This is a genomic window from Isoalcanivorax pacificus W11-5 (genome assembly GCF_000299335.2).
GTDB classification, from domain to species: Bacteria; Pseudomonadota; Gammaproteobacteria; order Pseudomonadales; family Alcanivoracaceae; genus Isoalcanivorax; species Isoalcanivorax pacificus.
In genome coordinates this window covers 1,384,652-1,403,226 of the sequence record NZ_CP004387.1, presented here as the reverse complement: position 1 = coordinate 1,403,226, position 18,575 = coordinate 1,384,652, and the positions used below count along the sequence as shown (strand labels likewise).

General features: G+C 64.7%; 17 protein-coding genes and 1 riboswitch. Of the genes, 5 read left to right on the top strand and 12 right to left on the bottom strand.

Annotated elements, in window-relative coordinates; translation table 11 throughout:
* The first annotated feature begins 45 nt into the window (after positions 1-45).
* Entirely contained in the window at positions 46-1,839 is a 1,794-nt protein-coding gene (locus tag S7S_RS06245; protein WP_202966531.1) for an autotransporter assembly complex protein TamA, read from the top strand.
* A 5-nt stretch (positions 1,840-1,844) separates the two neighbouring features.
* Complete coding sequence (locus S7S_RS06240; RefSeq protein WP_041025942.1) at positions 1,845-5,384, top strand: translocation/assembly module TamB domain-containing protein; 3,540 nt, start codon at positions 1,845-1,847, stop codon at positions 5,382-5,384.
* 59 nt (positions 5,385-5,443) lie between these two features.
* Here S7S_RS06240 and S7S_RS06235 read toward each other — a convergent pair whose 3' ends face one another.
* A complete protein-coding gene (locus S7S_RS06235) occupies positions 5,444-5,854 on the bottom strand; it encodes a PaaI family thioesterase (RefSeq protein WP_008739751.1) in 411 nt (136 codons plus the stop codon).
* Positions 5,855-5,978: 124 nt separating this feature from the next.
* On the opposite strand from S7S_RS06235, the gene S7S_RS06230 reads away from it, so the two are divergent.
* Positions 5,979-7,697, top strand: a complete 1,719-nt coding sequence (locus tag S7S_RS06230; protein ID WP_008739750.1) for a proline--tRNA ligase — start codon at positions 5,979-5,981, stop codon at positions 7,695-7,697.
* A 47-nt stretch (positions 7,698-7,744) separates the two neighbouring features.
* Here S7S_RS06230 and S7S_RS06225 read toward each other — a convergent pair whose 3' ends face one another.
* A complete protein-coding gene (locus S7S_RS06225; protein WP_008739749.1) occupies positions 7,745-8,767 on the bottom strand; it encodes a DUF4062 domain-containing protein in 1,023 nt (340 codons plus the stop codon).
* Between the two features lie 260 nt (positions 8,768-9,027).
* Between S7S_RS06225 and S7S_RS06220 the strand changes: the two genes are divergently transcribed.
* Positions 9,028-9,771, top strand: coding sequence for a ParA family protein (locus tag S7S_RS06220; protein WP_008739748.1), 744 nt, complete (start codon positions 9,028-9,030; stop codon positions 9,769-9,771).
* A 50-nt stretch (positions 9,772-9,821) separates the two neighbouring features.
* Here S7S_RS06220 and S7S_RS06215 read toward each other — a convergent pair whose 3' ends face one another.
* The 7 genes from S7S_RS06215 to S7S_RS06185 all read right to left on the bottom strand — a co-directional run bounded on the left by S7S_RS06215 (position 9,822) and on the right by S7S_RS06185 (position 15,528).
* Positions 9,822-11,495, bottom strand: a complete 1,674-nt coding sequence (locus tag S7S_RS06215; protein WP_008739747.1) for an acyl-CoA dehydrogenase family protein — start codon at positions 11,493-11,495, stop codon at positions 9,822-9,824.
* Positions 11,479-12,114, bottom strand: a complete 636-nt coding sequence (locus S7S_RS20100) for a TetR/AcrR family transcriptional regulator (RefSeq protein ID WP_008739746.1) — start codon at positions 12,112-12,114, stop codon at positions 11,479-11,481. The genes S7S_RS06215 and S7S_RS20100 overlap by 17 nt, the downstream gene beginning before the upstream one ends.
* 86 nt (positions 12,115-12,200) lie before the next feature.
* Positions 12,201-12,638 carry a putative toxin-antitoxin system toxin component, PIN family gene (locus S7S_RS06205; RefSeq protein ID WP_008739743.1) on the bottom strand — a complete coding sequence of 146 codons (438 nt, stop codon included), beginning with the start codon at positions 12,636-12,638 and terminating at the stop codon, positions 12,201-12,203.
* A 12-nt stretch (positions 12,639-12,650) separates the two neighbouring features.
* Positions 12,651-12,890, bottom strand: a complete 240-nt coding sequence (locus S7S_RS06200) for a hypothetical protein (RefSeq protein ID WP_008739740.1) — start codon at positions 12,888-12,890, stop codon at positions 12,651-12,653.
* A 62-nt stretch (positions 12,891-12,952) separates the two neighbouring features.
* Positions 12,953-13,474, bottom strand: a complete 522-nt coding sequence (locus S7S_RS06195; protein WP_008739738.1) for a DUF4262 domain-containing protein — start codon at positions 13,472-13,474, stop codon at positions 12,953-12,955.
* Between the two features lie 68 nt (positions 13,475-13,542).
* Entirely contained in the window at positions 13,543-14,460 is a 918-nt protein-coding gene (locus tag S7S_RS06190; protein ID WP_008739736.1) for a radical SAM protein, read from the bottom strand.
* A 24-nt stretch (positions 14,461-14,484) separates the two neighbouring features.
* Positions 14,485-15,528: a methyltransferase domain-containing protein gene (locus tag S7S_RS06185; RefSeq protein WP_008739734.1), complete on the bottom strand. Its 1,044-nt coding sequence runs from the start codon at positions 15,526-15,528 to the stop codon at positions 14,485-14,487.
* A 496-nt stretch (positions 15,529-16,024) separates the two neighbouring features.
* Positions 16,025-16,129: riboswitch (glycine riboswitch) on the top strand.
* 35 nt (positions 16,130-16,164) lie between these two features.
* Between S7S_RS06185 and S7S_RS06180 the strand changes: the two genes are divergently transcribed.
* A complete protein-coding gene (locus S7S_RS06180) occupies positions 16,165-16,785 on the top strand; it encodes a trimeric intracellular cation channel family protein (RefSeq protein ID WP_008740468.1) in 621 nt (206 codons plus the stop codon).
* Here the strand turns inward: S7S_RS06180 and S7S_RS06175 are convergent.
* The 3 genes from S7S_RS06175 to S7S_RS06165 are packed head-to-tail and all read right to left on the bottom strand — an operon-like array spanning position 16,758 to position 18,344.
* Positions 16,758-17,438 (bottom strand): HvfX family Cu-binding RiPP maturation protein, encoded by a 681-nt coding sequence (locus S7S_RS06175; RefSeq protein ID WP_008740467.1) that lies wholly within the window; start codon positions 17,436-17,438, stop codon positions 16,758-16,760. The genes S7S_RS06180 and S7S_RS06175 overlap by 28 nt on opposite strands.
* Before the next feature lie 58 nt (positions 17,439-17,496).
* A complete protein-coding gene (locus tag S7S_RS06170; protein ID WP_008740465.1) occupies positions 17,497-17,730 on the bottom strand; it encodes an anti-sigma factor in 234 nt (77 codons plus the stop codon).
* Positions 17,724-18,344, bottom strand: a complete 621-nt coding sequence (locus S7S_RS06165) for an RNA polymerase sigma factor (protein ID WP_008740463.1) — start codon at positions 18,342-18,344, stop codon at positions 17,724-17,726. The genes S7S_RS06170 and S7S_RS06165 overlap by 7 nt, the downstream gene beginning before the upstream one ends.
* Positions 18,345-18,575 lie beyond the last annotated feature (231 nt).

The following is an 18,575-nucleotide window of genomic DNA, read 5'->3' as shown; positions in this document are numbered from 1 at the left end:
GATACTTTGTCTCACAGCGATACAATGGGTGCTCCGACGGCCGGGATGGCCGTTCTCGTTATTCAGCGTCGCGGGCAAGGCATGCTTGGTTTTCCGTTACAGACAGTCCGCGCATGGCATTGCGCACTGCGCCGCCTGCTGCTGGCGCTGACGCTCACCCTGATGACCTCTGGCGCCCTGGCCGCCACCCCGTCGCTGCAGCTCAGTGGTGTGGATGGCGAGCCACGCGACAACATCCTGGCCCACGTGGCCATCGGCAATGAACCCTGTGAACTGGCGAGCTGGCGCGAGCGCGCCATGCAACGCAACGCCCGCCGCAACGCCGACACGGCGCTGCGCGCACTGGGTTACTACAGCCCCACCCTGACCACCCGACTGCAACGCACCGACAACTGCTGGACGCTGGATATGCAGGTCACGACCGGGCCGCGCGTCACCGTGAGCGAGGTGCAGATGACCGTGACCGGGCCGGCAGAAAGCGACCCGGCATTTCGCGAGGTGCTGGCCAACCCGGCCCTGAAAGCCGGTGACCCACTGCGCCATGATCGCTACGAGCAGATGCGCAATACGCTGTCACGGCTGGCCGCAGACCGCGGCTATTTCGACAGCCAGATGGTGGCACACCGGCTGGAAGTGGACGTGCCCCGGCAGCAGGCGCGCATCGTGCTGCACCTGGACAGCGGGCCACGTTACCGGTTCGGGGAGGTGACGCTGGAACAGGATGTGCTGCACCCGGAACTGGCACAGCGCTTCATTCCGTTCGTGCCCGGCGACCCCTACGACAGCCGCCAGTTGATCAACCTGCAACAATCACTCAACAGCAGCGGCTACTACGGCAATGTGCGCATCAGCACTGAGCCGGACGCACAAAGCCGGCGAGTATCCGTGGCCGCCACCACGACCGCCCGTGCCAAGCACGGCTACATGGCCGGTATCGGGTTCTCCACTGACATCGGCCCGCGCCTGCGGCTGGGGTATGAAAACCGCCGCGTGAACCGGCGCGGCCACCGCTACAGCTTCGAGATGGAAGCGTCGCCGGTGCGCTCCGGTGCCGGTTTCAACTATGAAATCCCGATTGAGCCGAACCGCGAGAAAGTCACCTTCTCGGCCGGCTACCGGGACGAAGAGACCGACACCAGCGACAGCGAACGCTATCGTCTCGGTGTGGCGCATCAACTCGAGCTGAAATCCAACTGGATCGCTACCACCTCGCTGGAGTTCGAGCGCGAATATTTTACCGTCGCCGACGTGCGCGACCGCACCGATCTGCTGATGCCCGGTTTCGAACTGGCACGCACACGCGGCGACCATCCCGTGTACCCGCAACATGGCTGGCACTTGTCCGGCAAGGTGCGTTTCGCCGAGCAGGCGCTGGCCTCCAGTGTCACCTTTGTGCAATTCCGTGGCCGCGCCAAACTGATCTTCCCGCTGCTCGGCGGACGCATCATCAGCCGCGCCGATGCCGGCGTCACCGAAGCCGATGAACTGGTCGAGCTACCCAGTTCCGTGCGCTTCTTTGCCGGTGGCGACGCCAGCGTCCGCGGCTACGCGTATGAAAGCCTGGGGCCCACCAACGACGATGGCGATGTCGTCGGTGGCCGCCATCTGCTCACCGGCAGTGTCGAGTACGATCATCTTTTTCTGCCGAGCTGGAGCGCGGCGATTTTCATCGACGGCGGTAACGCATTCGATACCCTGGATACCTTCGAGGCCGTGTACGGTTACGGCGTCGGCATCCGCTGGCGCTCGCCGATCGGCCCGATCCGGCTCGATGTGGCGCGCCCGTCCGATCAGCGCGACGAATTCCGGATTCACGTCAGCATGGGGCCAGACCTGTGAACAGGATGACGCTGGGCAAATGGCTGCGCCGGGTGCTGCTGGCGCTCTTGCTGCTGTTGCTCACGGTGATACTGGCCGTGCCGCTGGCGCTGGGCCTGCTGATGTCGCGCGAGGACGGCAGCCGTTGGCTGCTGCAACAGGGCCTGGGCTTTGCGCCGGGCGAGACGCGTATCGAACAGATCGAAGGTACCCTGCTGCACGGTCTGGACCTGTATGGCATTCACTATGCCATGCCGGCGGTGACGATCGAGGCAGAGCGGCTGCAACTTGCACTCTCCTGGACCACACTGCTGCAGCGCCGCGTGACCGTCACCACGCTGAAGATCGAGCAATTGGCTATTGCATTGCACGATACCGACAGCACACCAGCGCCCGACACCGGCCCCCTGACGCTGGCAGATATACCCGACATTCGCCTGCCCGTGACGCTGGCCATTCCCGGTGGCGAAGTGCAGGGCTTTTCGCTGACCCCGGCCGGCGGCGCGCCGGTGCAACTCGACCGTATCCTGCTGGCCGCCAGTACCGATACCGGGCACCAGTTGCAGCTCCAGCAGCTGTTGGCCAGCCAGGGCGCGTACCAGGCCAGCCTCGGCGGCACCCTCAGCCTGCTGTCGCCGTTCCCGGTGGACGCCTGGCTGGACTGGCAGGCGCCCCTGCCGCCAGCGGCGCAGGAGACGTTCGCCAGCGACACACCGGCCCAGGGCGAAGCCCGCCTGCGAGGTGATCTGGCCCGGCTTGCGCTCACGCACCGGCTGCGCAACCCGGTCCTGCTCACCACCGAAGGCGAACTGGCGCCTTTTGAAGCGCCGCTGCGTTTCCACCTCAGCCATCAATGGCAGCCCTTCACCGTGCACACGCCGTCTGATGCGGAAGCCGGCACCGACAGCCGCACCCTGGCGGTCGCGGGCGGCACCCTGACCCTCGACGGTACGCCGGACGCCTACGCACTGACGCTGGACAGCGGCACCTCACTGCCCGACCTGCCAACACTCACCGTCAGCCTGCAGGGACACGGTTCCACCACTGGCCTGGCCATCAGCGACGCACGTATCCAGGCCGACCGCAGCAGCGCGCAGATCCATGGCCAGGTGGACTGGTCGCCCCGGCTGCGCTGGGACGTCGCTCTCAACGTGACCGACCTCGACCCGTCGCTGGCCGTGCCGCAACTGCCGGGCACGCTGCAACTGCGCAGCCAGGCTAGCGGCCACTGGCAGGACGGCACGCTGGAACTGGAACTGGTCATCGAACAACTCAGCGGCACGGTACGCGGCAACCGGGTCAGTGGCGGCGGCCGCTTCGCGCTGAGCGAAGACCAGACGCTGCACAGCGACCTGCAACTGCGCGCCGGCGACAACCGCGTCAGCCTGCGCGGCCACGCCAACCACCAGCTCGACCTGGCCCTGGCCGTGCAGGCCAATCAACTCAGCGCACTGTGGCCGGGCCTGACCGGGCAGCTCAACGGCACCGCCCGCCTGCAGGGCAGCCGCACAGTGCCGCGCCTGAACGCACAGCTCACCGGCAACACCATCGGTTTCCAGGGCTGGTCGCTGGCCAGCCTGTCGCTGGAGGCTGCGGCCAGCAACCCGCTCAACGACGCCGACATCCGCCTGGCCCTGAACGCCGACACGCTCCAGCAGGACGGCGAGCTGCGGCTGGACAACGTCCGCCTGCGCGGTGAAGGCAGCGCCGCGCAGCACAGCGTCAACTGGGCCTTGAGTGCGCCACAGGGCACCCTCTCCGGCACCGCCAGCGGCACCCTGACCGAGATGCGCGCCTGGGACGGCACGCTACAGACACTGACGGTGAGCAACCCGCTGGCCGGCACCTGGGCGCTGGAGCAGCCCGTGGCCGTGGCGGCCTCCCCTGACGCAGCCCGCCTGGCACCGGCCTGTCTGGTATCCGAGGCGGGGCGCCTGTGCGCCGACGCCGACTGGCAGCAGCAGGGCCCCACCAGCGCTCAGTTGGACCTGCACCAACTGCCACTGGCCTGGTTCACCCGCAACCTGCCCGACGGCGCCGTCCATCTCGACGGGGACCTGGCCCTGCGCGCCAGCTACCAGGACGACGGCCGGCGCCGCCAGGGCGAAGCACAACTCACCGTCAGCGAGGGCGAGATGCAGCTTTCCAGCGGCGGCGAAGACCCGTACCGGGTGCACTGGCAAGGGTTGTCCGCCAACGCCACGCTGGAGAACAACACCGTGCAGGCCGATGCCCGTGTTCAGCTCGACCAGGCCAACAACGCCGAGGCGCGGCTGAGCGCACAACTGGCCGGCGACGCCACCCGCCTCGACGGCGAACTCAACGCCGCGCTGGACGAACTGCGCTGGCTGGAAGTGTTTGTACCGCAATTGCGCAACGTCGGCGGTCGCCTGCGCAGCGACCTGCGCGTCAGCGGCACGGTCAGTGCACCCCGTTTCAACGGCAGCGTGCAGTTGGAAGACGGCGCCGCAGAAATTCCCGACCTCGGCCTGATGCTCACCGACATCGGCATGACCGCCACCGCACTGCCAGACGGGACACTGGATATTCACGGCAGCGTGCAATCCGGCCCCGGCCAGCTCACCCTCACCGGCACCCTGCTCACCCGTGGCCCGCAACCCTGGCCGGTGGCACTGCATATCCAGGGGGAACGCTTCCAGGCTGCGCAGTTGCCCGAGGCAATGGTGCTGGTGAACCCGGACCTGCGCATCCAGCTCAGCGGCGACACCGTCACCGTACGCGGCGACCTGCGGGTACCGGAGGCGCGCTTTGAACTGCGATCACTGCCGCAGCAGGCCGTGGGGGTGTCGCGCGATGAAGTGATCGTCAGCGCCGACCCCACCGAACAGTCCGCCTGGCAGGTGGACACCGAGGTCAACGTCTCACTGGGCGAGAAAATCACATTCGAGGGCTTCGGGTTGTCCGCCAGCTTCACCGGCGGTGTGCGCATTGAGGACAAGCCAGAGCGCACACCGCGCCTGACCGGCGAGGTACGCATCGTCGATGGCCGTTACCGCGCCTTCGGCCAGAATCTGCGCGTGGAGCGCGGCACGCTGATCTTCCAGGGGCCGCCGGACAATCCCGGCCTGGATATCGTCGCGGTGCGCAACGTCACCACCTATGACGTGCGCGCCGGGCTGATCGTCGGCGGCACGCTGCAGGACCCGCGCTCACAGGTATTCTCCGAACCGGCCATGGAAGAAACCGAGGCCATGGCCTACCTGCTCACCGGCCGGCCGCTGAACCGCGCTTCCGACAACGATGCCAACATGATCGTGCAGGCCATCGCCCGCTACGGTATCGAGCGCGGCGAATTCATCACCGACCGGCTCGGCCAGACGCTGGGCGTGGAAGTGGGGGTGGACACCGAAGGGGAGTTCGAGGACACCGCACTGATGCTCGGCAAGCAGTTGTCCTCACGGCTGTACCTGCGCTACAGCGTCGGCCTGTTCGAGGCACTGAACACGGTGATGCTGCGCTATACCCTGACCAACAGCCTGAGCCTGGAGACGCGTTCCAACGCCGAGGAACAGGCCATTGATCTGATTTACCGGACGGAACGGTAGGGCCTGTCAGGGTGTTGGAAAAGGTTCATCACCACAATGATTCTTTTTATGGCGGTGGGTCAATGGGGTAGCGCGTAAGTCCCGGTGACATGTGCCACAGGCTGCTCCTCCCCATCGCTGTAAAGCCAGACCTCCAGCACCGCCGAGCGACGACCCATGCGGATGATGTTGCAGTCGGCGATCAGGTCGCGCGGCGCCGGCCGGCGCAGGAAATTGATATTCAGGTTCTGCGTCACGGCCATTTCCAGCCGTCCCAGTTGCCCGAGGATGGCCGCGTACATGGCGGCGTCGGCCAGCCCCATCATGGTCGGTCCCGAGAGCGTGCCCCCGGGCCGGATCATCGACGCCCGGAACGGCTGCCGCACCCGTGCCTTGCCGTCCCCGACCTGCTCCACCTGAACGCCGGTCTCGCTCGCTGCCGGCAGGCCGTTGAGGATGATCTGCTGTACTGCTGCTGCATCAAGTGCCATCTGTGACTCCACTACGCCATGATCCGACGCCATCATACCCAGACCCATGCCACGGGGCACTGTGCTCAGCGCGGGCCTGTGCTTACAATGGCCGCTTTCATTCACTCCATCAGGATTCTGTGCAATGCGTGCCTCCCGTTATCTGCTGGCCACCGTCAAGGAAACCCCTGCCGACGCCGTGGTCGTCAGCCATCAGCTCATGCTGCGTGCCGGCATGATCCGCAAACTCGCCTCCGGCCTGTACAACTGGCTGCCGACCGGCCTGCGGGTGCTGCAGAAAGTGGAGCGCATCATCCGCGAGGAAATGAACAATGCGGGCGCGCAGGAAGTGCTGATGCCAGTGACCCAGCCGCTGGACCTGTGGGATGAGTCCGGCCGCTCCGCCGGCTTCGGTCCCGAGCTGCTGCGCTTTGTCGACCGCCACGGCAACGGCTTCTGCCTCGGCCCGACACATGAAGAAGTGATCACCGATCTGGTGCGCAACGAAGTACACAGCTACAAGCAGTTGCCGATGAACTTCTACCAGATCCAGACCAAGTTCCGCGACGAGACCCGCCCGCGTTTCGGCGTGATGCGCTCGCGCGAGTTCATCATGAAGGATGCCTACTCCTTCCATATCGACCAGGCCTCGCTGGCAGAAACCTACGACGTCATGTACGCCGCCTACAGCAGGATTTTCGACCGCCTGGGGCTGGATTACCGTCCCGTGGCCGCCGACACCGGCTCCATCGGCGGCTCCGGCTCACATGAGTTCCATGTGCTGGCGGAATCCGGTGAAGATGCCATCGCTTTCTCCGACGGCTCGGACTATGCCGCCAACGTGGAACTGGCCGAAGCGGTGGCCGAGGGCGAACGCGCTGCGCCGTCGGAAGACCTGCGCCTGGTGGACACGCCGGATGCAAAAACCATTGCCGAACTGGTTGAGCAGTTTTCACTGCCCATTGAGAAAACCGTCAAGACACTGGTGGTGGCCGCCAGCGAAGAAGCCGGGGGTGGCCTGATAGCGCTGCTCGTGCGCGGCGATCATGAACTGAACGAACTGAAAGCAGAAAAACTGCCGCAGATCGCCGCGCCACTGCGTTTCGCCACCGACGAGGAAATCCGCGCCGCCATCGGTGCCGGCCCCGGCAGCCTCGGCCCGGTGAAACTGCCGATCCCCTGCCTGGCAGATCGCAGCGTGGCCTTGATGAGTGATTTCGGGGCCGGCGCCAACGTCGACGGCAAGCACTACTTCGGCATCAACTGGGAGCGCGACCTGCCGCTGCCGGAGACCGCCGACCTGCGCAACGCCGTGGAAGGCGATCCCAGCCCGGACGGCAAGGGCCGCCTGACCATCAAGCGCGGCATCGAAGTGGGGCATATCTTCCAGCTCGGCACCAAGTATTCCGAAGCACTGAAAGCCACCGTGCTGGATGAAAACGGCAAGAGCGTGATCATGCCCATGGGCTGCTACGGTATCGGCGTGACCCGCGTGGTCGCCGCCGCCATCGAGCAGAACTTTGATGAGCGCGGCATTATCTGGCCAGAAGCCATTGCCCCGTTCCAGATCGCATTGATTCCGGTGAACCTTAAAAAGAGCCCGCGCGAGCGCGAATTGTGCGAGCAGCTTTACAGCGACCTGACCGCAGCCGGTTTCGAGGTGCTGTACGACGACCGCGAGAAAGAACGCCTGGGCGTGAAACTCTCCGACGCCGAACTGATCGGCATTCCGCATCGTGTGGTGGTGGCCGAGCGCGGCCTGGACGACGGTACGGTGGAATACCGTGCCCGTCGCGACAGCGATAACACGCTGGTGCCGGCGGGAGAGATCGTGCAGTTCTTACGTGACAAGGTGCGCCGCTGATTCGGTGCATAACGAAACAGGGCGCCAACCGGCGCCCTTTTTTTTGCTCAACGCCGGCGCGCCAACACCTGTGTCATGGCCTGGTCGCCCAGCGGCGTCAGTTGCCAGGTGATCTGGCTCTGCCCCGGCTGGCGCGGACACTTGCGGATCATGCCCAGCGCGCGCAACTGCACCTTCACCTGGCTGAAGCTGTCGGTCTCCAGCACGATATTCCGCACCGCGTGTGCCTTCGGCATGCTCAGTTGCACATCCGTCAGCGCCCGGCTGGCGAGCATTTCCTCCAGTGCCTGGCGCATGACCGATTCCGGCACTTCGTTGAGCATCTGGGGTGCCAGGCAGGCGATGATCTGGTCCCAGGTCAGTGTGCTCTGGGCGTTGCTCACCTTGCAGTCGCCCTTGATGTAGACATTGCAACTGTAGCGCAACGCCACCGTGTCCGTGCCCCGTGCCAGGGTTTCCAGCGGCGGCCGGTAGCCAGCGGTCAGCTCTTCCTTTTCCCGCTCCAGCTCCTGGATACGCTGGGTCAGCCGCACCACTTCCTGCTGGCTGGCACTGTCCGCGCCTTGCGTGGCACGCACCCAGCCGCTCGCCGGGTGCTTGTCCACCAGTTGCGTCATGGCCTTGCGCGCGACGTCGCCCAGATCGGCCGGGGCGTGCCAGAAGCGCGTCATGCATTTGTTCTGTAGCAGTTGCCGGAAATCATTGAAGCGCACCTCCCCTTCGCGGGTCTGTTCGCGCTTGTCCGGCGACAGGAACTCCGGGGAATCGTGCAGCAACGCCAGCACCGGCTTGCCCTTGGTGGCGGCGTAGACGAATTCGCGGTGGGTATAGGACAGGCCAATCGGTGACAGGGAACCGTAACGGCCACCGACCAGCACCAGATAGTAATCACACTCGCTGATCACCTGCTGGATCGCGCCCCACTGGCTGTCCGAACCGCCGGGATGCAGTTCCATGCCGGTGGGGATCATGCCCATCGACAGCAACGACAGCAGCAACTCCTGACGGGCCTCTTGCAGATCCGTGAAGGTTGAGCTGATGAAGACCTGGTATTTGCGCTCGGTACTCAAGCGGGCTCCTGTCCCGAATGGCGGGGTTTCTGTCGCGCCCTGCGGCGCGATGTCATTCTGCCAGAATCCGTCGACACTGCAATTCAGCCTGTCTGCCAGCGGCACGGAGGTGAGCACGGATGGGCGCGAATGAGTGTAGCGCAGTCACCCGGCACGGGCGAGCGACTCCCCCGGCTTTGCCCCACGCGCGCAGGCAGGGCACTATTGGGGCAGCATCATGCTGGCACTGGCCGGCATGATCACTGGGGATGGAGTTTCCTATGCACACGATTGCCTTCTATAACCTCAAGGGTGGCGTCGGCAAGACCTCCGCTGCCGTGAACATGGCCTGGCATGCCGCACGCTGGAAGCACCGCTCCGTGGTCTGGGACCTGGACCCGCAGGGCGCGGCCAGTTTCTACCTCGGCGTGGACGGCGAGCGCAGCTACAAGGCCGGCACGCTGGTCAAGGGCAAGCAGCCCATCGGTCGTCTGAAAGTGCCCACCCGCTGGGAAGGCCTGGAAGTCATCCCCGCCGATATCAGCCTGCGCAACCTGGACCTGAAACTGGCCGAGGCCGGCGGTCGCTCAACGCTGAAGCACCTGATTGAACCGCTCGGCGAACAGAGCAGCCTGGTACTGCTGGACTGCCCGCCGACGCTCAGCCCGGTGGCCGAGCAGATTTTCGCGGCGGCGGACTATCTGCTGGTGCCGGTGATTCCCACTCACCTGTCACTGCGCGCCTTCCAGCAAGTCAGGGACTGGCTTGACCAGAAGCAGTACCGCAGCCTGAAAGTGCTGCCGTTCTTCAACATGGTGGACCGCCGCCGGCTGCTGCATGTGGAGATGCTGGTGAAACCACCGGCACTGATGAAGGGCGGCCTGAAGACCTGGATTCCCTACTCCACCCATGTGGAGCAGATGGGCGAACACCGCGCCCCGGTCGGTGAGTTCGCACCGAACACCCCGGCCGCACGCGCCTATCGCAACCTGTGGTTCGAGATGGCCGACAAGCTGAAACTCTGACCGGTGGCCGCAGCGCGGGGTCGCTCTGCCCGCCCCGCGCAACGGCGCACTCAGGCATCCTGCCGGCCACGTGCAATGATGCGTTTTACATCCATACCACGCGGTAACGTGCCGTATTGACGATCGCCCTGGCTCCCCAGACGCGAGGCGATAAACCCTTCCGCCACCGCCGTGTCGCCCGCCTGCACCAGCAGATGCGCCTGCATGGTCAGCGTCAGTTGATCCACCAGATGGCGGCCACGGTATTCGGCCTCGGCCAGATCGCTGAACTCACCCTGCAACGTCTTCACCGCCTGATCCAGCCGCGCATCCGCCCCCGCGCTCTTGCCCAGCTCGTGGAACCAGGCTTCCAGCACTGCCGGCGTTTTCGCCAGCGCACGCAGTACATCCAGCGCCTGCACATTGCCGGAGCCTTCCCAGATGGCGTTGATCGGCGCATCGCGATACAGGCGCGGCAGGATGCAGTTTTCCATGACGCCGTTGCCGCCGATACACTCCATCGCCTCAAAGGCATGGTGCGGCGTACGTTTGCAGATCCAGTATTTGCCCACGGCGGTGCCCAGGCGCATCAGCAGTTGCTGCTGTGGATCATCCAGGTGGTCCAGCGCCTCGGCCATGCGCAGGGTGATGGCCAGCGAGCCTTCGACTTCCAGTTGCAGGTCCGCCAGCACGTTCTGCATCAATGGCTGGTCGATCAGTGTCTTGCCGAAGGCACTGCGGTGTGCGGCATGGTGAATGGCTTGCAGGGTGGCCTGCCGCTGGCCGGCGCTGGAGCCGATCATGCAGTCGAAGCGGGTCATGGCCACCATCTCGATGATCGCCGGCACACCACGGCCTTCTTCGCCCACCATCCAGCCCAGCGCGCCACGCAGTTCCACTTCCGATGAGGCATTGGAGACATTGCCCATCTTGTTTTTCAGACGCTGTACCTGGAGCGGATTCTTGCTGCCGTCCGGCCGCCAGCGCGGCACCAGGAAACAGCTCAGGCCGCTGTCGGTCTGCGCCAGCATCAGGAACGCATCGCACATCGGTGCGGACAGAAACCACTTGTGGCCGACCAGTTCGTAAGCTTCACCGGGGCCGGGCTGCCCGAGCGGATAGGCACGGGTGGTGTTGGCCCGCACATCGGAACCGCCCTGTTTCTCGGTCATGCCCATGCCCAGGGTCAGCGCCTGTTTTGCAGTGTGTGGCACGTTGCGCGGGTCGTAGTCACGGGCGTGCACCTTGCCCAGCCACTGGTCGGCGATGGCGGGCGTCAGCTTCAGTGACGGGGTGGCGGCGAAGGTCATGGTGATCGGGCAGCAGTGGCCGCATTCCACCTGCGAATGCAGGTAATACTTTGCCGCACGGACCACATGCGCGCCGGCTTTCGGATCGGTCCAGGGGCTGCTGTGCAGGCCCTCGGTGAGCGCCTGTTTCATCAAGTGGTGGTAGGCCGGGTGATACTTCACCAGGTCGACCCGGTTACCGAAGCGGTCATGGGTATCGAACTGCGGTTTGAATTCGTTTGCCAGATAGCCCCATTCGATGACGTCGGCGCGGCCACATACTTCGCCGTAGCGTTGCAGATCGGCCTCACCCCAGCTGCCACCGTGACGGGCCACACCTTCACGGAGCGCCGTATCACCGGCATACAGATTATGGCCCTCCAGTGCCGTGGCCTGGTTGAACACATCGTGGGTGGCGGCCATGGCGTCGGGACGCAGGTCAGCAGACTTGTTCATGGGAAACCTCCGGAGCGGTCGGGTCGGCGGCGCCAACGGCGCGCAGACAGAAACGGATCAACTGTTGAACAACATGCTCATCGGCCTGATGGTCCGCAAGCGGCCCCACCAGCGCCTCGGCCAACGCACCCACCAGCGCAGCGGCGGAAAGTGTCGGCGATTGCAGCGGCAACTCGCCGGCACGCACGCCGGCCTCGATCATCTGTTCGAATAATGCGGCGTAGGCCGCGCGATAACGCAGGCGCTCGGTGTCCACCGCCGGGTCCACCGGCTCGGCAATCAGCGCCCAGGCCAGCCGGGGCGCGCGCAGGGCGCGGCGGGCAAAACGGCTGGCCGCCTGCTCCAGTTTCGCAGCGGCGTCTGTCTGGTGTTGCAAGGCTTCGGCCACCGCCGCCACCTCGCGCTCGGTGGCCAGGCGAAAGACTTCCGCCGCCAGCGTGTCCTTGGCGCGGAAGTAACGGTAGACGGTGCCGACACCGACGCCGGCACGGGCAGACAGTGCCTGGATGGTCAGCGCGGCGAAGCCGCCCTCACGCACCAGCCCCTCGGCGGCAGCCAGCAGGGCTTCACGCTGGGCGGCCTTGCGGTCGCGGATCTTGACGGTTTCACGGTAGGCCATAAGAACGGAATCCGGATTCATGGTTTAAAGAAGTGAATCACGGTTCCGTCTTTTGGCGCAATGGCTTTGCGCGACAGATCGCGGGGTCAGTCAGCCAGGTATCGGGCGACCCAGTCAGTCGGGGGCATCAGGGAAAGCGATTCGGGGGCCTGTTCCAGCAACAGGCGGTCACCGGTGAGCAAGGTCAGGTCTTCCCGATAGCAGAGCAGGTCCCAGAGGTGCTGGTCGCCGGGGTCGGGAGCCTGCAAGGTGGCGGGCGGGACGGGGTCGACGATCACTGCTGGAAGGATCAGGGCTTCCAGCAACTGGTCCACCTCCTCCACTGCCAGGCTGTGTCGTGCGAGCAGCTTCGGGCGCAGCAATACCGTTCGGTATTCAGCCAGCAGGGGAAGTGACAGCGCATAACGGACCTGCGCCGTCAGCATCTGGTCGAGAATCCGTGCCGGCGGCCCGCCGGATGACAACACGCCGGATACCAGCACGCAGGTATCCACGACCCACAGCGTGTCGGCGCGATAATGCACGGCGCTTCCCGTTTATTGCCCGCGCCGGACCGCGCGGGTTTCTGCTTCAGCCAGTGCGAGCGCCTGGGCTTCGGTCAGGGCGGACTGGAGGCGGGCACGTTGCAGCAGATCCTGCACCGTCTGCGCCGGCTTCACGCCGTAAGCGGCCAGGGCCTCCGCCACCATTTTCCCGATCGGGACGCCACGCCGGGCGGCGGCCTCTTTCAGGGCCTGGTGGTAACCTTCGGGCAGATTGATCGTGAGCCGGTCCATGGAGCCTCCCGCGCAGTGGCGCATAGCATAAACGCATATTTATGCTATGGCACATATGCACGTCATTGCAACCGGATCGCCGCAGGCGCGGCGCCCAGCAACGGCTGCAGCCGCTGGAAGCGCCGGTCATAGCCCGGCTGCCAGGGAAACACGCCGCGCCCGTCCGGCCACACCAGCTGCAACGTCGGGTACGGCATCGGCAGGCTCTCATAGAACCAGTTGGCGAAGCCCAGATAGTGGCGGTAATGCGGGAAGGCCACCGGCAGAAACACCACGTTCAGGCCCGGCAGAAAATCCGGGTACTCACGATGCGACAGCAACTGCTCGTGCATGTCACGGATGCGCACGGCGGCCGCATCCAGCAAGCGGCTGGCCAGTTCGGCCTTGAGGCCGAGCACAATGATTTCCGCATGGTCGTGGTTGAGAAAATGCCCCAGGGAAAAACTGAACCCCGGCTCGCCCTGCGCCGGCGGCACGGCCAGGTTGTGCCAGCCCTTGCGATTGATGTGGGCGAGAATGCGGGTATCGCCGTCGTCTTCCGGGCTGGGATAGCGGAAGCCTTCCGGCATGGCATCGAGAAACATGGAATGACATCTCTTGGCGGGGATCAGCAGCCGCTGATTCTACCGTGTCCGCCCCGCCAGTTCATTGTTCAGCGGGTAATTTCACTGCATGAAGCACCGTGACTGAAACAACTGAAACAGCGGTGATGACGCAACATGACCCGCTGCGCCAGGCTCTCACGCAGCGAGCCGCCGAGATCGTATTTGCCATCGTCGTCCACCAGCGTGCACGCATAGACCCGCATGCGACCACGATCTTTTACGACCATGCGGCTGAAGGCACACATGAAACCGGCGCGGCTCTGCTCGCTGTGATAGGTGGTCATGCAGTGTTCGGTGATTTCCGGCGTGTGGCGATCAACACCCGGCGGTGCGAAATCCGGGAACGAGACCAGCAGCAGGTCATCCGGTATCCCGTAGGCACGCAGCCACGCTTGATAAGCCGCTTCGACCGCAGCCGTATCTTCATCCGCCGTCCACTGCCGCGCCAGTGACACATGAAACCCGGCGTCGTGCAGCACCTTCAATGCCTGCATCGATTCAGCGAACGTGCCTTCGCCCCGCCCGGCCTCATGCCGGGCTACGTCCGGGTAATCGATGCTGACCCGAAAGGCCACCCGGTGCGCGGCCCGGGCCAACGCCCGAATCTGCGCCAGGCGGCGCAACAGGGGCCGGGTGCCGTTGGTCAGCACCAGGCAAGGCCGGCGCTCGGCGGCATAGGCCAGGATGGCCGGGAATTCCTTCGCCACAAACGGCTCGCCGCCGGTGAAGGAAAACTGCTCCACGCCCAGTTCACAGGCTTCGTCCACCAGCGGCTGTACGTCCGCCAGCCGCATCAGGTCCAGCCGATCATCCGCCGGCGAGGACCCTTCCAGACAGAACGGGCAGGCCAGGTTGCAGGCGGTGCCGGTGTGAAACCACACCTCGCGCAGCCGGCCGGTATCAATATAGCCGCGCGGCTCTCCGCTTGAAGTGCGATACCAGTCGGCCGTGGCGATCCGCCGCATAACTGCTCCTGAGCCAGTGTGTCATCAGCAGCATCCTCCCACGGGCGTGATGGAACTGTCACTGGCGAACGGCATCTGGCTGCCACAACCAGGAAAAACACCGTAATGGGTGGTGAAATCCCCGATGAACTCGAAGTGCCCGGCGAAACGGCTGTCGCGCAGCATGCGCCAGGTATTGCCGCAGACCGGGAATACCTTGCCGCGTTCGATCAGATGGTGGTTATCCAGCACAAACGCCGACGGGCTTTCCGGCAGCGTGCCCCGATAAATCACCGCCTGGCCGTAGTCCTCGCAGGCCGGCTCAAGCCCGGCCAGTTTGAACAGCCGGTAGGTCGCGGAGAAAAACCGGGCTGGCGCCAGGCGTGTGCGGATATGGTCATTCCCGATGGTGATCGGGCGGTCCTCCACCAGACGCGGGTCCAGAAACCCGGCCTGCCGGGCCAGTGTGAGAAAATCCTGCCAGTACAGCGCACCGGACAGGCATTCACCGTACAGGACAGGGTCCTTCAGCAGCGCGTCGGGAATGCGCCGGTCGCCATAGATATCGGAGAAGTACATCTCACCGCCAGGCTTGAGCACTCGAAACACCTCGTTCAGCGCCCGCGCCTTGTCCGTGCAGAGATTGATCACGCAGTTGGACACCACGATGTCAAAGTAATCACTCTCCAGGCCGAGCTCATCCAGGTGTTCGATATCGCCCTGCACAAACCGCACATTACTGCGTGCATGGCCAAACGCCTGCTGGTGATACGCCTGGTGACGCTCGGCAACGGCCAGTTGCTCGGGGGTCATGTCGACGCCCACCACCTCGCCCCGCTCACCTACCAGCGCGGACAGCAGGTACACATCGCGGCCGCTGCCACAACCGAGATCCAGCACCCGCATCCCTTCCAGCTGTTGCGGTGCCACCAGCCCGCAGCCGTAGTAACGGCTCACCACTTCATCGTGCAACATCGCCAGCCACGGCTTGAGCCACTCGGGTGGTGCGGCATCGCAGCAGGCATTGGTCTGCAGGTCAGCGCTGCTTTGCAGTGTCTGGCCGTAGTAGTCCTGTACATCCTGTTTCATGATCCGTTCTCCCTTGTTGTGATGGCGGCACCAGACCGGCGCCGGCCGGCCCCCTCGACAGGCTCTCCGGGGAACCTCTGAATAACTCCCCGGTGGTTCTGGCTTTCCGGGCGGCACCTGATCAAGGCGCGACTTCGAAGGCATAGCGGGCTACGTCGAGAAGTCGCAACGCGGAGCAGGTGCCGCCCGGAAAGCCCCGCAGGGCGGGCGCTACAGCACGCATTAGCCGCGTTGCGTCGCTTGACAAGGGCGATGCCATTGCCGGCGCGCCGCGCCTTGCTACTGCATGCTGTAGCGCCCGCAGAACCACCGGGGAGTTATTCAGAGGTTCCCCAGCAGCGATGCATAACACTTTCAGGTCACAAACTCCCGAGTTTGTCGGGTGGCCTGGCCACGCGCCGCGGGTTATCATGCCGCCTCGCAGGAGAGAGAGGGCCTCCCTCCGCCGAAGGCGCAAACTCCCATAATCGCTCAGGCACCATTACTGCGACGTCAATATCCGCCGACTGGAGAGCGGTCGTTCAGCGACCCACCGAAGGGGCAAGGCAACCGGCACAGGCCGGCGGCCTAAACTCTCAGGTAACAGGACAGAGGGAGAGGCAACCAGCAGGCTGTAATGCGCCTGAGGAGTCCTCTGTGTTGACGCTGATCTATCTCGTTGCCATTTCCGCCGAAGCCATGTCCGGCGCGCTCGCCGCCGGCCGCCGCAATATGGACCTGTTCGGCGTGTCCCTGATTGCCTTTGTCACCGCGCTTGGCGGGGGCACCGTGCGCGATATCCTGCTCGGCAATTACCCGGTCACCTGGACACAGCACCCGGCCTACATCTACCTGACCATTTCCGCCGGCCTGTTGACGCTGCTCGTGGCACGCTTCATCCATCGCCTGTACCGGCTGTTCCTGCTGGTCGATGCGCTGGGGCTGGTCGCCTTCACGATCATCGGCTGCAATGTGGCGCTGTCACTGGGCTACAGCACGGTCGTGGTGATCATGTCAGCGGTCATCACCGGCATTTTTGGCGGCATCCTGCGCGATATTCTCTGCCATCGCACGCCGCAGGTACTGCGGCGTGAACTGTATGCCTGCGTATCCCTGGTGGTGGCACTGGCCTACCTGGGCCTCAATGCGCTGCAGGTCTCCGAAACCATCACGCTATCCCTGGCCTTTGCCGTCGGCATCAGCCTGCGGCTGGCGGCCCTGCGCTGGGGCTGGTCACTGCCGGTCTTCTCCTACCCGGCCGGCCGCTGGGGGCACTGAGCCCGGCGAGACCAGCGCGCCCACCAGTGATCCAGGCTGACAAAGCGCCCGCCACCCTGAAACAGCAGCACCAGCAGCATCAACAAATAGGTTGCCGCGAATTCGATGCCGTTGTTGAGCACCACGAAGCGGCCCTTTTCTGTCAACCAGCGGGCATCCCCGTGCTCACGCAGGATGCTGCGGGCACGGGTCAACCGCTGCCCCACCGCCGCGCTGTTTTCCAGGCTGCGCTGCGCGGCAGGCACGCCAAGTGCCGCCAGCGGCGCGAACATGTTCGCTCCCGGATCAGAGGGCGCCACTGCAAACCAGCCATGCTGCCAATGCACCGACGCGATGGCGACCAGCATGGTGATGATCAGCGGCACCGTCACCAGCCGTGTCGCCAGCCCCAACAGCAGCAGCACGCCACCCACCAGTTCGGTCATGATCGCCAGCACGGCCAGCAGCCAGGGCAGCGGCAGGCCCAGCCCCCAGTCGGCATTGCCAAACCAGCTGACGGTGGCCTCGAAGTGCATCAGTTTTTGCCAGCCCGCAGCAAAGAACACCGGGGCAAGAAACAGGCGCAATAACAGCGGGGCGATGAAGTCCAGCGTGCCGAGACGTTGTAAGCACGACAGGTAACAGTGATCAAGCCGGTGAAACAGAGTGGACATGGCGGGAGCCCCCTTGCACGCATCAGTGTCTATCACTGATGCGCGGGAAGCGGATGTGTTACAGCGATTTTTCCTGATGATGCAGATGCTGCATTACCTGCGCCACTTCCTCGTCACTGGCCGGGCCATGCATGAAGGGGACTGAGCGCAGCAATTGCCGCAACTGGCGCAGGTAACGGCGGCAGACATGGCAATGCAGCCAGTGCAGACGCATGGCCAGCCGCTCGCGCAGGCGCATGTCGCCATCCAGCATCCTGTCCGCCGCCTGGGTAAATTCCCGGCACTTCAGCATTCGCCTGTCTCCTGATAATGATCCACCAGCCCGAACAGCCGGGCGCGGGCGCGATGCAGCAGCACCCGTGCATTGGATGCAGAAAGGCCGAGAAGATTACAGATTTCATCAAACGGCAGGCCGTCGGTGTCGCGCATTTCCAGCAGGGCGCGCTGGTTGCCCGGCATGCCCGTGAGCAAACGCTCCAGGCAATCCGCCAGTTGTGCTGTCATCAGCAATGCGTCCGGGCTGTCGCTGTGCCACTGGGCCGGCGGTGCGGACCACAGGCCGCGTTCGTCAAACCGGGCCGCCAGCGGGTCCACTGTCTCTGGCAAGCTGTCCAGCGACACTTCCCGGCCCTGCTTGCGCAGCCACATGCGCCCCTCGTTGATGACAATCCGCGACAGCCAGGTACGCAGGCTGGCACGCCCCTCGAACGTGGCGATGGCGCCGTACGCTTTCAGCCATGCCTGCTGCACCATTTCCTCGGCGTCGTTCTCGCCGACCACCGCACGGGCCAGCGCGACCAGCGCCCGGTGATGGCGCCGCACCAGCGCCGAGAACGCCGCCTGGTCACCTCCTTTCAGCTGCACCAGCCAGGCCGCGTTTTCTTCCGGCCCGTTATCTGTGGTCATGCCTTGCCCCCGACTGCGAAATGATGCCCGGTGATGTTATGCGCAACAGACCAGCGGCAACAGCCCGCCATAGAGCACAGCCGGGCACCACGGCAGGCCCCTGCCGGCGCCGAATCTGAATTGAATCCGAACAAATGTCCGGCTATCTTGCCATCGATCAATGTAACAGTGATGGCGGGGTGCGTTTTGCCCTCTCCGCACCGGCCACGCCTGGCGATCCAACCGAAGGGT

Coding starts and splice junctions, on each gene's coding strand:
- S7S_RS06245 (WP_202966531.1), top strand. CDS start 46: ATGGCCGTTCTCGTTATTCAGCGTCGCGGGCAAGGCATGCTTGGTTTT.
- S7S_RS06240 (WP_041025942.1), top strand. CDS start 1,845: ATGACGCTGGGCAAATGGCTGCGCCGGGTGCTGCTGGCGCTCTTGCTG.
- S7S_RS06235 (WP_008739751.1), bottom strand. CDS start 5,854: ATGGCACTTGATGCAGCAGCAGTACAGCAGATCATCCTCAACGGCCTG.
- S7S_RS06230 (WP_008739750.1), top strand. CDS start 5,979: ATGCGTGCCTCCCGTTATCTGCTGGCCACCGTCAAGGAAACCCCTGCC.
- S7S_RS06220 (WP_008739748.1), top strand. CDS start 9,028: ATGCACACGATTGCCTTCTATAACCTCAAGGGTGGCGTCGGCAAGACC.
- S7S_RS06215 (WP_008739747.1), bottom strand. CDS start 11,495: ATGAACAAGTCTGCTGACCTGCGTCCCGACGCCATGGCCGCCACCCAC.
- S7S_RS20100 (WP_008739746.1), bottom strand. CDS start 12,114: ATGGCCTACCGTGAAACCGTCAAGATCCGCGACCGCAAGGCCGCCCAG.
- S7S_RS06200 (WP_008739740.1), bottom strand. CDS start 12,890: ATGGACCGGCTCACGATCAATCTGCCCGAAGGTTACCACCAGGCCCTG.
- S7S_RS06195 (WP_008739738.1), bottom strand. CDS start 13,474: ATGTTTCTCGATGCCATGCCGGAAGGCTTCCGCTATCCCAGCCCGGAA.
- S7S_RS06190 (WP_008739736.1), bottom strand. CDS start 14,460: ATGCGGCGGATCGCCACGGCCGACTGGTATCGCACTTCAAGCGGAGAG.
- S7S_RS06185 (WP_008739734.1), bottom strand. CDS start 15,528: ATGAAACAGGATGTACAGGACTACTACGGCCAGACACTGCAAAGCAGC.
- S7S_RS06175 (WP_008740467.1), bottom strand. CDS start 17,438: ATGTCCACTCTGTTTCACCGGCTTGATCACTGTTACCTGTCGTGCTTA.
- S7S_RS06170 (WP_008740465.1), bottom strand. CDS start 17,730: ATGCTGAAGTGCCGGGAATTTACCCAGGCGGCGGACAGGATGCTGGAT.
- S7S_RS06165 (WP_008740463.1), bottom strand. CDS start 18,344: ATGACCACAGATAACGGGCCGGAAGAAAACGCGGCCTGGCTGGTGCAG.